The organism is Marinobacter sp. PE14, assembly GCF_053566155.1.
The window spans coordinates 477,924-490,710 of record NZ_JBQXNY010000001.1; the positions used below are offsets into that span (position 1 = coordinate 477,924).

Sequence of the window (12,787 nt, forward strand, 5' to 3'; positions counted from 1 at the left end):
TCAGTTATAGCATTTCCGGTTCAGTCTTCAGATCAGTCTGGGCCGCCGTATCTCTCAGGCCACCAAAGCGCTTATAGAACTTCTCACCGGGACCCGGAAGGGGGCCAGAGGCGTTCTCGAGGTTCGCGTCCAGCCATTGCTCGGCGCGCACATAGATCTGCCGATACAGGTTGCGACACAGCTGCTTGGCGCTGCGGCCTTCCCAGTCTCCGGGTAACAGTTCATCCGGCAGCAGCGGATCCCTCAGCAGGATCTTGCGGTATTCGTGAATCAGCAGGATCCGGAGAATCAGGCACTCTTCAGGGCTCAGAGTGTCTTCAGACTGAAGCTCGCGCCAGAGGGGGCGAAACTGACTCAGGAACCGCCTGTACCGGCCGCCCAGCTCATCGAGGTTCCAGCTTTCGCGAACCTGCAGCCTCAGCGCTCTCGGGCTCTTCTGCTCCATGGGCATGGTCTGCATAACGATAGTGTCTTCCAGGGCGCCCCATTCCTGAAGCATTGGAATCAGTTCGTTGCGAGTGAACCGGGGGTGTTCCATCAGGCCGGGTGCCATGCTGCCAAAGCTAAGCCATTTTAGTTCTTCCCGGACTTTCTGCCGAAGTTCCGGTGACAGCTGGTTCAGATACACCAGGCACCAGCTTCCACTCCATTCTTCGGTATCGAGATTGTAGACATGTTGAAAAGCCTGTTCGAACCGGCGCAGGCCTGGGCCGGTGAGGCTGTAGTAGCTGCAACGGCCTACTTTCTCGGTTTGCAGCCAGGACTCCTGAACCAGGCGATACACCGAGGTGCGAACCAGCCGCTGACTGATGCCCATGGGTTCAACAAGCTTCATCAGGCTTCCGAGCCAGACATTGCCGCCGCGGGGAACGATGGCATCACCGTAAATGGTAATGATGAGGGAGCCTGCACGCAGCGGCCGCTTCTTCTGGAAATTCTTGACGAGCAGTTCTAGCTGGCTTTTTGCAGTCATGGCCTGAGTTCGCAAATAAGAATCAATGAAACATGTTGCGCTTATTATCCGGTTCTTACGTGTCAGGTAAAGGCTTGTCTTTCTGTTAGCCATACTGGCGCCCTGCGGCAGTGTCGGCTTTACTGAAAGAGCCGTGACTCGACCTTCTGAAATCGGTTGACACGAGAGTTATGATACAATAACTTCGTTTGATATTCGTCAATGGTATCGAATTTTACCGGGAGCGAAGAATAAGGACTGTCGTAGTCACGGACGATGAAACAAAAACATACTCATGCCCCTGCACAATTCGGGAGAACAAAAACAATGTTTAAAACAGTGATTCGTCGCGCAGGAAAGTGCGCAGCCGTTGCAGCCGCCGGTCTCATGATGATGAGCGCTCAGGCAGCTGAACCCATCAAGATCGGTTCGTTCCTGTCAGTGACAGGCCCGGCGTCGTTCCTTGGTGATCCCGAGCTGAAAACGCTCGAGATGTACGTTGAAAAAATTAATGAAGAAGGCGGTGTCCTTGGTCGTCAACTGGAGCTGATCCACTATGACGACGTTGGCAACGCTTCCTCTGCCCGTAACTTTGCCAGTCGTCTGATCCGCTCGGACCAGGTTGATATCATCGTTGGCGGCAGTACTACCGGTGCTACCATGGCGGCGGTACCGCTGATTGAGCAGGCAGAAGTGCCGTTCATCTCCCTGGCCGGTGCTGTGGTTATCACCAACCCGGTCAAAAAGTGGGTATTCAAGACTCCTCAAACCGACCGCATGGCGGCAGAGCGTATTCTGACCGACATGAAGGGTCGCGGCATTACCAAGTTTGGCCTTATCTCCGGCACAGGTGGTTTCGGAAGCTCTGGTCGTACCCAGACTCTTGAAGTAGCCGAGCAGATGGGTATGGAAGTGGTGGCCGATGTTACCTACAGCGGATCTGATACAGACATGACCGCCCAGCTGACCAATATCCGTAACACGAGTGGTGTGGAAGCGGTGCTGAACTTCGGTTTTGGTCAGGGCCCGGCAATCGTAACCCGCAACTATGCTCAGTTGGGCATGGAACTTCCGTTCTATCAGTCCCACGGTGTTGCATCCGACAGCTTCCTCGAACTCGCCGGTTCGTCTGCAGAAGGCCTTCGCCTGCCGGCTTCCCCGCTGCTGGTGCCGGATTCCCTGCCGAACGACGATCCCCAGAAAGAAGTGGTTCAGAACTACAAGGCTGAATACGAAGCCCGTTGGGATTCCAAGGTGTCCACCTTCGGTGCCTACGCCTACGATGGCCTGATGCTGGCGGTCCGCGCTATGGAAGAGGCCGGCTCTACCGATCCGGAAGCGGTTCGTAACGCGCTGGAAAACATCCAGGGCTATGTCGGCGTCACCGGTGTGTTCAACATGTCACCGGAAGACCACAACGGCCTTGACCCGGAATCCTTCCGCATTCTGGAAGTCCAGAACGGCGAATGGAAACTGATCGACTGATACCCCTTTAACCTGTCTCGCGGCTGGCGACGACCCCTTTTCAGGGTAAGTCGCCAGCCGATGTTCGACCGGAACCACCGCTATGCTCGCAGAATTCTTACAGTACCTGTTCACCGGGATTACTATCGGTGCGACTTACGCCCTGATAGCCCTCGGCTTTACCCTCATCTACAACGCCAGTCACGTCATCAACTTCGCCCAGGGCGAGTTTCTGATGATTGGAGGCATGGCTACGGTTTCGCTTACGGCCATGGGCGTGCCCATGATCCTGGCGGTCGTGTTGGCGGTCATTCTGGCCGGCATTCTTGGCATCGCCCTGCAGCGGTTCGCGATTGCACCTGCCAAACAGGCAGACGTCGTTACCCTGATCATTATCACCATCGGCGCGTCGATCTTTATCCGTGGTATTGCCCAGGTTGTCTGGGGCAAGGAATACCATGTGATGCAGAATTTCAGCACAGACCAGCCCATTGAGGTTTTTGGCGCAGTGTTAAACAGCCAGAGTCTTTGGGTTTTGGGTATTGGTGCGATCATGGTGGTTGGGCTGGTGCTGTTCTTCACCAAGACACTGATTGGTAAAGCAATCCTGGCCACTTCCATGAACAAGGAAGCCGCGCGCCTTGTGGGTATCCGTACCCAGATGGTTCTGATGCTGGCGTTCATGGTGTCTGCGCTACTCGGTTCTGTAGCCGGCATTGTGGTGGCTCCAATCACGTTTACCTCTTATGACATCGGCATCATTCTAGGCCTCAAAGGTTTTGTGGCTGCGGCCATTGGTGGTCTTGGCAGCGGTGTTGGTGCAGTTGTTGGTGGACTGTCGCTAGGTATTGTTGAGGCCATGGCGGCGGGCTACATCTCATCCGACTACAAGGATGCCGTGGCATTTTCCATGATCCTGCTGGTGCTTTTCTTCATGCCCCGAGGGTTGTTTGGTGCCAAGGTAGTGGAGCGCGTCTGATGTTGAATACGTTTATGCAGTCGCGTCTCCGGGGACTGGTGATTCTCGCCCTTATTCTCATCATTCTTCCCGCTTTTCTTGGTAATCCGTTCCATTATGAGCTGGTCACCCAGATGGCGATCATTGCTGCCACGGTGGTGGGCCTCAATCTCCTGGTGGGTTTTGCTGGCCAGATCAGTCTTGGCCATGCTGGCTTTTTCGGTCTTGGCGCCTACTTTACCGGCATCGCGACCGGCACCTACGGCTGGTCTTCAGTGCCTGCGCTGGTGGTGGGAGCAATCGTTGTGGGCTTTATTGCCTGGATCGTCGGCCGTCCGATTCTGCGTCTGAAGGGCCACTACCTTTCCATGGCGACCCTCGCCGTGGGCTTTATTATTGCCATTATCCTGAATAACGAGCGGGCACTCACGGGTGGGCCAGACGGCATGCCGGTTCCCGCGTTCGAAGTGTTTGGCTGGGAACTGAGTGCTTTCGGTAGCTATTCACTGTTTGGCATCGAGATTGAAGGCTTCCAGGCCTGGTATATCTTTGCCAGCGTTGTGCTTCTGGTAGCGGTCTGGTTTGCCCTGAACCTTATTGAGTCGCCAATTGGCCGGGCACTGCGCTCGGTTCACGGCTCGGAAGTGGCAGCCAGTGTGGTTGGTGTGAATACGGCGAAATACAAAAGCCTGGTGTTCGTGATCTCTGCCATATACGCCAGCCTGATGGGTAGCCTGTACGCGCATTTCCAGGGCTTTATCACGCCCGCGGTAGCAAGCTTTGAATTCTCCATCCTCTTTATCACCATGGTTGTGCTGGGCGGAATGGGTTCCACCTTCGGCGTGATTCTCGGCGCCGTGGTACTGAAGCTGTTGCCGCAGGTTCTGGCTGATTTTCAGGAGCTGGAGACTGTGATGTTCGGCCTGATTTTGATGCTGACCATGATTTTCATGCCCAAGGGCCTGCTCCCAACACTGGTTGCGGTGGTTTCCAAAAGGTTGGGCAAGAAAAAGGGAGGTGAGGCATGACAGCCCTGGTTGAAGTTAAAGGACTGGATAAGGCCTTTGGTGGTGTGCACGCGGTGGAAGGCGTCAGTTTCGCCGTGGAGGCCGGGCAGGTCTATTCGGTTATTGGCCCCAACGGCGCAGGCAAGACAACGCTGTTTAATCTGATTACCGGGCTTTATACGCCGACCAAAGGCGAGATTCTGCTGAACGGTGAGAGCACCGCCAGACTGGAGCCGAATGAGTTGGCTGAGCGGGGTATGTGCCGCACGTTCCAGCAGATGCAGATCTGCATGAACATGACCGCCATCGAAAACGTCATGCTGGGGCGCCACCTGCAGCTCAGAAGCAGCCTGTTCACCACACTGTTCCGGTTGCCGTCCCTGCGTCGCAATGAAGCCGCCGCCCGTAAGCGTGCTGCCGAGCTGATGGAATACGTGGGCTGTGGTGATTACCTGGATGCCGAAGCCTCGGCCATGTCCTATGGCGCGCTCAAGCGTCTGGAGATCGCACGGGCGCTGGCCGCTGAACCCAAGGTTATCCTCCTGGACGAGCCGGCGGCTGGCCTGAACGCGGTTGAAACGGCTGCCCTGGAAGATCTGATCCGGAAAATTGCGGATCAGGGCACCACGGTAATGCTGGTTGAGCACGACATGAAACTGGTGATGGGCATATCCGACCGGTTGCTGGTGCTCAACTACGGCCGCGTTCTGGCTGAAGGAACCCCTGAGGAAATCCGCCAGAACCCGGATGTTATCGCCGCCTATCTGGGTGGCTGAGCAAGGAGACATTTCACATGAGCGAGCAAAACACTGAAATGGCGCCTGCCCAGTCACGCAGTGAGCAGGCCGTACGGATTATTGTTCATGAACACCAGGCGCTGTGGCGGATTCTGGATCTGCTGGATCAGCTTCTGAGTGATATGAACCTCAACGACCAGCGGCCAGATGAGCGGCTGCTGACGACAATTTTTAATTACATTCAGCACTTTTCGCAGCGGGTTCATAGCACGCCCACTGACATTGAGCTCTACAAGCGGCTCAGTGAGAAGTCTCCTGAGACAGCGCCTCTGCTGGAGAAGCTGGCCAAGGGCTACGTAATTGGCCATGAAAAGCTGGTGGAGTTGCGCCAGTTGTTGGCTGAGTGCGAAAAAGGCTGGCCGGAAGGTCGCGAAGAGTTCAGCCATGCTCTGGCCCGTTTCACGGAAGCCTTGCGCAAACACATTCGCAAGGAAGAGGGCGTGGTCATTCCACGGGCCCGTAAACTCCTGACCGAGGAAGACTGGCAGCAGATCATTGAAGCGCGGGACGTGGAAAACGATCCGCTGTTCGGTGAGCGCGTCCGGGAGGAATTCCGGGAATTGCGGCACCAGATTGTCAGTTATACCCCCGAGAAATTCGGTGGTCTCGGCCTGAAGCACGCAGACCGGGTGACTGCGCCTCATGCTAAAGAAGAGATGCTGTCCATCAAGGGACTGGTGACGTCTTACGGCCAGATTGAAGTGCTGCATGATGTGGACATCCATATCAACAGTGGTGAGATCGTGTCACTGGTAGGCGCCAATGGCGCCGGCAAATCCACACTGTTGATGACTATCTCGGGTCTTCAGCCCACAGACCGCGGTGCCATCACCTTTGAAGGCAAGGATCTGTCCAAGATCGGCGCCGATCAACGGGTGGCTGATGGTATTGTTCAGGTGCCCGAAGGCCGGCAGGTGTTCAAGGACCTGAGCGTTCACGACAACCTGCTGTTGGGTGCCTATACCCGGGGCAAAACCCCCGAGGTAATGGACGATCTGGAGCGGATGTACACCAAGTTCCCGATCCTGCGTCAGAAGCGTCATAACCTGGCGGGTGAGCTGTCCGGAGGGCAACAGCAGATGCTGGCAATGGGCCGCGCCCTGATGGCCAAGCCGAGGCTGCTGCTTCTGGACGAGCCCAGTATGGGGCTGGCGCCGTTGATCATCGAAGAGATCTTCAACATCGTCAAGGAACTGAAGGAAGAGGGCATTACCATCTTCCTGGTAGAGCAGAACGCCTCCCAGGCGCTGGCCCTCGCAGATCGTGGCTATGTGCTGGAGACCGGCAAGGTGGTAATTGAAGGCACTGGCCGTGAGCTCCTCAGCAATGAGAAGGTTCGAGAGGCTTATCTGGGTATGTAAAGTTGCCCGGAATTTTCCTTTCACCAATAAAAGGGGGACAGGTCTTGCGACCTGTCCCCCTTTTATTTGCCTGACGCTTTCTCCCTGGGGTCCAAGACAGGGAGAAAACAGGAAAGCCCGGTGTTACTCGGGCTTCTTGGCAACCAGTGTCAGGATGTCGTAGCTCGCAACCATTTCGTCGTTCTGGTTGTGAACCTGGACGTCCCAGACCACGACACCCTGAGGATGTCCGTCCGGAGATGTCCGACCCTGATCGATCTTGCGCTTGCAGGTCAGGCGCGCCCGGATGGTGTCTCCCGGGGCAACCGGTTCTATGAAGCGCAGTGTGTCCAGACCATAGTTAGCCAGCACGGGGCCTTCGCCCGGATAGACGAACAGGCCGGCCGCCGCGGACAGCACGAAATAGCCGTGCGCAATACGCTTGCCGAACTGGGAGTCCCGCGCTGCGATTTCATCAAAGTGCATGTAGAAGTGATCACCGGACAGGCAGCCGAAGTTGACGATGTCGGCTTCGGTAACGGTGCGTCGGTGAGTCAGCAGCGATTCGTTGATCTGCAGGTCTTCGAAGTGGCGACGGAACGGATGCACGTCGGTTTCGATCAGATCGGCACCGCGCACATACTCGCGGGTAACCGCAGCCAGCATGCTCGGGGAGCCCTGGATCGCGGTGCGCTGCAGGTAATGATGAACCGCACGGATACCGCCCAGTTCCTCACCACCGCCGGCGCGGCCGGGTCCGCCATGTTTGAGCATGGGCAGGGGAGAGCCGTGTCCGGTGGATTCCTTCGCAGCTTCGGCATCCAGCAGGTGCAGGCGGCCATGGAAGGCTGCGAGCAGTGGGGCGATCTTGCCGGCAATGGCTGGCTCACGGGTGGTCAGAGTCGTGACCAGTGAACCGCGGCCCCTGGAGCAAAGCTCAACCGCGTCCTCAATGGTGTCGTAAGGGATTACGGTAGCAACTGGGCCGAATGCCTCAATATCGTGCGCGCCACAGCCGTTTTGGGGGTTCCGGCAGAGCAGAAGGTGCGGTTCGATGAACGCGCCCTTTTCGGTGCCATCGCCGGTAGCCTTGAAGTTGCCTTCGCCACCCGTAACCAGCTCACTGGTCTTGAGCAATTCCTGGATGTTGGCTTTCACATCTTCCAGCTGGTCGATGGAGGCCAGTGCGCCCATGCGAACGCCTTCGACAGAGGGATCGCCAACGCTGATCTTGGAGAGCTGCTCTTTGAGCTTGTCGCAGACCGCGTTCACCTGGTCTTTCGGCACCAGGATACGACGAATGGCGGTACATTTCTGACCGGCCTTGGCGGTCATTTCGCGGCGTATTTCTTTCACGAAGATGTCGAATTCTTCGTGCTCAGGGGTAACGTCCGGCGCCAGAATCGCACTGTTCAGGGAGTCCGCTTCGGCGTTGAACGGAATCGAACGGTTGATGATGTTCGGATGGTTCTTGAGCTTTCGTGCCGTTGCTGCCGAGCCGGTGAACGTGACTACGTCCTGCTCTTCCAGGTGGTCAAACAGGTCGCCGGTGCTGCCGATGATCAACTGCAGGCTGCCTTCCGGAAGCGCGCCGGATTCCTGCATCAGGCGGACGGCGAGTTCGGTTACGTAACAGGTGGAGGTGGCCGGCTTCACGATGGACGGCATGCCCGCCAGGAAGGTGGGCGCAAACTTTTCGAGCATGCCCCACACCGGGAAGTTGTAAGCATCAATGTGAACCGCAACGCCACCGCGGGGCACCAGGATATGAGTGCCCGCAAAGTGGTTGTTCTTGCCCAGCGGAGTCACCGGGCCTTCATGAACCACGTTGCCAGAGGGAAGTTCGCGCCGGCCCATGCTGGCGTAGGAAAACAGGGTGCCGAAACCACCGTCGATATCGATGCCGTTATCGCCCTTGGTGGAACCGGTGTGCATGGACAGGGCGTACAGCTCTTTCTTGTGTTCCTGGAGATACATCGCCATAGCCTTCAGGGCGAGGGCGCGCTCCTGAAAATCCATGGCCATCAGGTTCTTGCCACCAACCTTGCGGCCATAGTCGACGGCGTTTTTGAAATCGAGGGTATCGTCGTGAGTGTTGGCGACGATCTCGCCATTAATGGCGCTGGGCAGGGCCTTGGCGGGCTTTTCGCCAACCCACTGGCCGGCAATGAAACTTTTCAGGACTGACATGGGAAACTCCATTCGTTTCTGAAACGCGAAGGCAAGCCCCGTTGTTACGGGACTTGCCTTGCTCTTATCTTGATGTTGGGCTGGAAACTACATCTCGTCGTAGTCCAGAACCACCTTGTCGCTGATCGGGTAGCACTGGCAGGAAAGCACGTAACCGGCTTCCACTTCGTAGTCTTCCAGAGCAAAGTTCTGGTCCATCTCCACTTCGCCTTCCACCACCTTGGCGCGGCAGGTCGAGCAGACGCCCGCCTTGCACGAGTAAGGCAGATCAGCGCCTTCCTCATTCCCGGCGTCCAGAATGCTCTTGGTGTCGCGTACCAGCGGGAAGGTCAGGGAGCGGCCATCGGCAATGACGGTCACTTCGCTGACGGACTGCGGGTCCACGTGGGCGGGATCGCGGTCCTTCCGGGCCTGAGGAACGCCACCAGCCGGGGTGAATAGCTCAAAATGGATTCTGCTTTTTTCCATGCCGTGGTTCAGCAGTGAGTCCCGCACGGTCTCGGTCATCAGCTGGGGGCCACAGATAAAGGCTGCAGTCAGATCTTTGGCATTGATCCAGTGATCGAACAGCCTGTCGCACTTGTCGTGGTCGATGCGGCCGTTGTACAGGTCAATGTCCTGCTCTTCGCGTGTAAAGATGTACACCAGATTCAGGCGCGACATGTACTCGTTCTTCAGATCCTGAAGCTCGTCACGGAACATGGTGCTGCTGGTCGCCTTGTTGCCGTAGAAAAGAGTGACTTCACTTTTCGGCTCGGTCTCCAGGGTGGTCTTGACGATCGACAGGATTGGGGTGATACCACTGCCGGCGGCAACGGCCAGGTAATTGCCTTCTCGCTCCGGATCCAGATCGACAGAGAAATGACCCTGTGGGGGCATGACTTCGAGGGTCTCGCCCGGTTTTAGCATCTCGTTGGCATAGGTAGAGAAACGGCCGCCCGGAACCTGTTTAATGGCAATCCGCAGCTCCTGATCGTTGACGCTCCGGCAGATTGAGTAGGAGCGGCGAACTTCCTCGCCATCCAGCTTGGTCCGCACGATCAGGTGTTGGCCTTGCTGGTAATGGAACTTGTCTGCCAGGTCTGCTGGCACGTCAAAAGCAAGTGATACGGCGTTTCTTGTTTCAGGTCTGACCTCTTTGAGGGTCAGTGAGTAGAATTTGTTCATGATCGTATCGGCTCTAGATGCATTTGAAATAGTCGAAGGGCTCGAGGCATTCCTTGCAACGATAAAGGGCTTTGCAGGCGGTGGATCCGAACTCGCTGACCCGCTCGGTGTCCTTGCTGCCGCAGTGAGGGCACGTAAGGACTTCCGATTCCCCGAGCAGGCTCATCTTGCTTGAGCTGCCAACGGGTGGCGCGATTCCGAATGCCCGAAGCTTCTCTTTGCCTTCGTCTGTGATCCAGTCGGTGGTCCAGGCAGGGGTCAGCACCTGATTGATTGTCGGATCCCGGAAGCCTGCAGCGCGCAGCGCTTCCGCAATCAGTTCCTCAATCAGTTCGGTGGCCGGGCACCCGGAGTAGGTCGGGGTCACATCGATGGACAGCTCTTTGCCGTCCCAGTGCACCGCCCGGACAATGCCGAGCTCCACGACACTGACTGCCGGCACTTCCGGGTCTTTGACCTCTTCGAGAAGTGCCCAGATGTCGTCTTCTGTCAGCAGATCGGGGCGGGCATTTGCCGGCACCCGATCACTGGCAATCAGAATGTCGACAGCTGACCGGCTGTCTGAATCACCATGTTGTGGCATCGGGATAGGCCCTCTGCAGGAACTGCATTTCTGCCAGGATTAAACCGAGGTGTTCGGTGTGCTCGCCGTGCTTGCCACCCATGTACATCCAGGCGTCTTCCGCGCCAGGTGTCAGGGTTGCCTGAGTGAGCACCTCGTTGACCATACCGCGCCAGTCTTTGGCCAGCTGGTCAGGGTCCGGGCCAATGCCCGCCTCGGCCATCACACGATCGGTGTCGTCCGGCGTAATCAGCTCGCCGGTAAAGCGCCAGAGGATATCGACAGCATCCTGCATGCGACCGTGGCTCTCTTCGGTGCCATCGCCCAGACGCTTCACCCACTCCGAGGAACGACGCAAGTGATAGGTCGCCTCTTTCAGAGCCTTGGCAGCGATGCCGGCAATGCGCTCGTCGCTGGATTCGGTCAGGCTCTTGAGCGTGAAGTAGTGCCACACGTCGAAGAAGAACTGACGGCCCATGGTGACAGCGTAATCCTCGTTGGGCTGTTCGGTGAGCAGCAGGTTACGGTAGTCATGCGCATCGCGACGAAATGCCAGCTTATCGGCATCCCGGCCATCGTTGATCAGCTCGGCGGCGTACTCGTACCAGTTGCGGGCCTGGCCGACGAGGTCGAGGGCAACGTTCATCAGTGCCATCTCTTCCTCAAGCGCAGGGGCCCTGCCGCACAGCTCGCAAAGGCGCTGGCCGAGGATCATGTCCGAATCTGCCAGGCGCAGCAGGTATTCCTGTAATGCTTCTGCTTGTGTCATGGAAACCGCTCCTTACATGTGTCCGACTTCATCGGGCAGCTTGTAAAAGGAAGCATGCCGGTAAATCTTGTCTTCCGACGGATCGAAAAGTACTTCCTTCTCGTCGGACGCGGACGCCGTGATGGTGTCGGAGGGAACCACCCAGATGCTCACGCCTTCGCTGCGGCGTGTGTACAGATCGCGGGCATTTTCCATGGCCATCTCGGCGTCAGAGGCATGCACGCTGCCCACGTGCTTGTGGTTCAGGCCGTGCTTGGACCGCACAAAGACTTCGTAAAGGCGCCATTCAGACATGTTGTATTCCTCCGGTATCAAGCGGCTTGTGCGCGCTGTTTTTGTTTTTCGGCGTAGGCGACGGCCGCATCACGGACCCAGGCGCCTCCGTCAATTGCGTTCTTGCGAGTTTTGATGCGCTCCCGGTTGCAGGGGCCGTCACCTTTGAGAACGTCGTAAAATTCCTGCCAGTTGATTTCACCGAAATCGTAATGGCCGGTTTCTTCGTTGTACTTCAGGTCCGGATCGGGCGCAGTGCAACCCAGGAATTCAAGCTGCGGAACGGTCTGATCAATAAACATCTGACGCAGTTCGTCGTTGCTCTTGCGCTTGATCTTCCAGGCCATGGACTGCTGGGAGTTCGGAGACTCGTCATCGTGCGGTCCGAACATCATCAGGGCCGGCCACCACAGACGGTTGATGGCGTCCTGCACCATGGCTTTCTGCTCCTCGGTGCCTTCGCGCATCATGTCCAGCAGGATCTGGTAGCCCTGACGCTGGTGGAAGCTTTCTTCCTTACAGATACGGATCATGGCGCGTGAGTAGGGGCCGTAAGAGGTACGCTGCAGCACCACCTGGTTCACGATGGCGGCACCATCGACGAGCCAGCCAACCGCACCCATATCCGCCCAGTTCAGGGTCGGGTAGTTGAAGATGCTGGAGTACTTGGCTTTGCCCTGATGCAGCTTTTCGATCTCTTCGTCACGGTCAGCGCCCAGTGTTTCCATGGCGCTGTACAGATACAGGCCGTGGCCCGCCTCGTCCTGGATCTTCGCCATCAACTGGAGCTTGCGCTTGAGCGTCGGAGCGCGGGTTACCCAGTTGCCTTCCGGCAGCATGCCGACCACTTCGGAGTGGGCGTGCTGGGAAATCTGGCGAACCAGGGTCTTCCGGTAGCCTTCGGGCATCCAGTTCTTGGGTTCAATTTTGGTTTCGGCGTCGACCTTTTCCTGAAATTCGCGCTCTTCAGGCGACATCTCTTCTTTGGTCTTCAGGCGCTTGGCGCCGGTTTCAACGAGCTGGGCGTACATAAACAAATACCTCCGGATCGGGCTTGTTGTTCTGTTGTCCGTGAACAAGTGCCTTCAGTCAGGACCGAAGGCCATTAACTCCATATTATATGATACTGAATAAATATCAAGAACAGTCTTTGTGTGTCATGTTATATCTGAAAGATTCTTTATAAGGTCTTATAGTGCTGATTTGCATAATAAAAAAAGTGATACGTGAGCAAATGCTATTGAGATCAGCAAACGGAAAGCAATTTTAAATCGGTGATTGCGGGGTCTGGCGGTGGGAAAAGCAATA

12 protein-coding genes and 1 pseudogene are annotated in these 12,787 nt (G+C 56.8%); 6 read left to right on the forward strand and 7 right to left on the reverse strand.

Annotation, left to right across the window (positions count from 1 at the left end):
* Nucleotides 1-4 precede the first annotated feature (4 nt).
* Complete coding sequence (gene paaX, locus ACWJ62_RS02350; RefSeq protein ID WP_449284753.1) at nucleotides 5-973, reverse strand: phenylacetic acid degradation operon negative regulatory protein PaaX; 969 nt, start codon at nucleotides 971-973, stop codon at nucleotides 5-7.
* 306 nt (nucleotides 974-1,279) lie between these two features.
* Between paaX and ACWJ62_RS02355 the strand changes: the two genes are divergently transcribed.
* From ACWJ62_RS02355 to ACWJ62_RS02380, 6 genes and pseudogenes are all read left to right on the forward strand, one after another.
* Nucleotides 1,280-2,437 carry an ABC transporter substrate-binding protein gene (locus ACWJ62_RS02355; protein WP_449284754.1) on the forward strand — a complete coding sequence of 386 codons (1,158 nt, stop codon included), beginning with the start codon at nucleotides 1,280-1,282 and terminating at the stop codon, nucleotides 2,435-2,437.
* A gap of 82 nt (nucleotides 2,438-2,519) precedes the next feature.
* On the forward strand, nucleotides 2,520-3,395 hold the full coding sequence (locus ACWJ62_RS02360) for a branched-chain amino acid ABC transporter permease (protein ID WP_349517855.1): 876 nt from the start codon (nucleotides 2,520-2,522) through the stop codon (nucleotides 3,393-3,395).
* Nucleotides 3,395-4,402, forward strand: a complete 1,008-nt coding sequence (locus ACWJ62_RS02365) for a branched-chain amino acid ABC transporter permease (RefSeq protein ID WP_449284755.1) — start codon at nucleotides 3,395-3,397, stop codon at nucleotides 4,400-4,402. The genes ACWJ62_RS02360 and ACWJ62_RS02365 overlap by 1 nt, the downstream gene beginning before the upstream one ends.
* The gene (locus tag ACWJ62_RS02370) at nucleotides 4,399-5,157 is read left to right on the forward strand and encodes an ABC transporter ATP-binding protein (RefSeq protein WP_449284756.1); all 759 of its coding nucleotides are present in this window, start codon (nucleotides 4,399-4,401) and stop codon (nucleotides 5,155-5,157) included. Before ACWJ62_RS02365 ends, ACWJ62_RS02370 begins: the two co-directional genes overlap by 4 nt.
* Nucleotides 5,158-5,195: 38 nt before the next feature.
* Nucleotides 5,196-5,624, forward strand: a pseudogene (locus ACWJ62_RS02375) (hemerythrin domain-containing protein); the annotation flags it as partial.
* Between the two features lie 210 nt (nucleotides 5,625-5,834).
* On the forward strand, nucleotides 5,835-6,539 hold the full coding sequence (locus ACWJ62_RS02380) for an ABC transporter ATP-binding protein (protein ID WP_449285339.1): 705 nt from the start codon (nucleotides 5,835-5,837) through the stop codon (nucleotides 6,537-6,539).
* A 123-nt stretch (nucleotides 6,540-6,662) separates the two neighbouring features.
* On the opposite strand, the gene paaZ is transcribed toward ACWJ62_RS02380, so the two are convergent.
* The 6 genes from paaZ to paaA all read right to left on the reverse strand — a co-directional run bounded on the left by paaZ (nucleotide 6,663) and on the right by paaA (nucleotide 12,510).
* Nucleotides 6,663-8,708 carry a phenylacetic acid degradation bifunctional protein PaaZ gene (gene paaZ / locus ACWJ62_RS02385; protein ID WP_449284757.1) on the reverse strand — a complete coding sequence of 682 codons (2,046 nt, stop codon included), beginning with the start codon at nucleotides 8,706-8,708 and terminating at the stop codon, nucleotides 6,663-6,665.
* An 87-nt stretch (nucleotides 8,709-8,795) separates the two neighbouring features.
* Entirely contained in the window at nucleotides 8,796-9,875 is a 1,080-nt protein-coding gene (paaE, locus tag ACWJ62_RS02390) for a 1,2-phenylacetyl-CoA epoxidase subunit PaaE (RefSeq protein ID WP_449284758.1), read from the reverse strand.
* A 13-nt stretch (nucleotides 9,876-9,888) separates the two neighbouring features.
* A complete protein-coding gene (gene paaD, locus ACWJ62_RS02395) occupies nucleotides 9,889-10,458 on the reverse strand; it encodes a 1,2-phenylacetyl-CoA epoxidase subunit PaaD (RefSeq protein WP_449284759.1) in 570 nt (189 codons plus the stop codon).
* Entirely contained in the window at nucleotides 10,442-11,206 is a 765-nt protein-coding gene (gene paaC / locus ACWJ62_RS02400; protein WP_449284760.1) for a 1,2-phenylacetyl-CoA epoxidase subunit PaaC, read from the reverse strand. The genes paaD and paaC overlap by 17 nt, the downstream gene beginning before the upstream one ends.
* 12 nt (nucleotides 11,207-11,218) lie before the next feature.
* On the reverse strand, nucleotides 11,219-11,500 hold the full coding sequence (gene paaB, locus ACWJ62_RS02405; protein WP_449284761.1) for a 1,2-phenylacetyl-CoA epoxidase subunit PaaB: 282 nt from the start codon (nucleotides 11,498-11,500) through the stop codon (nucleotides 11,219-11,221).
* 17 nt (nucleotides 11,501-11,517) lie between these two features.
* Nucleotides 11,518-12,510, reverse strand: coding sequence for a 1,2-phenylacetyl-CoA epoxidase subunit PaaA (gene paaA, locus ACWJ62_RS02410; protein ID WP_449284762.1), 993 nt, complete (start codon nucleotides 12,508-12,510; stop codon nucleotides 11,518-11,520).
* Nucleotides 12,511-12,787 lie beyond the last annotated feature (277 nt).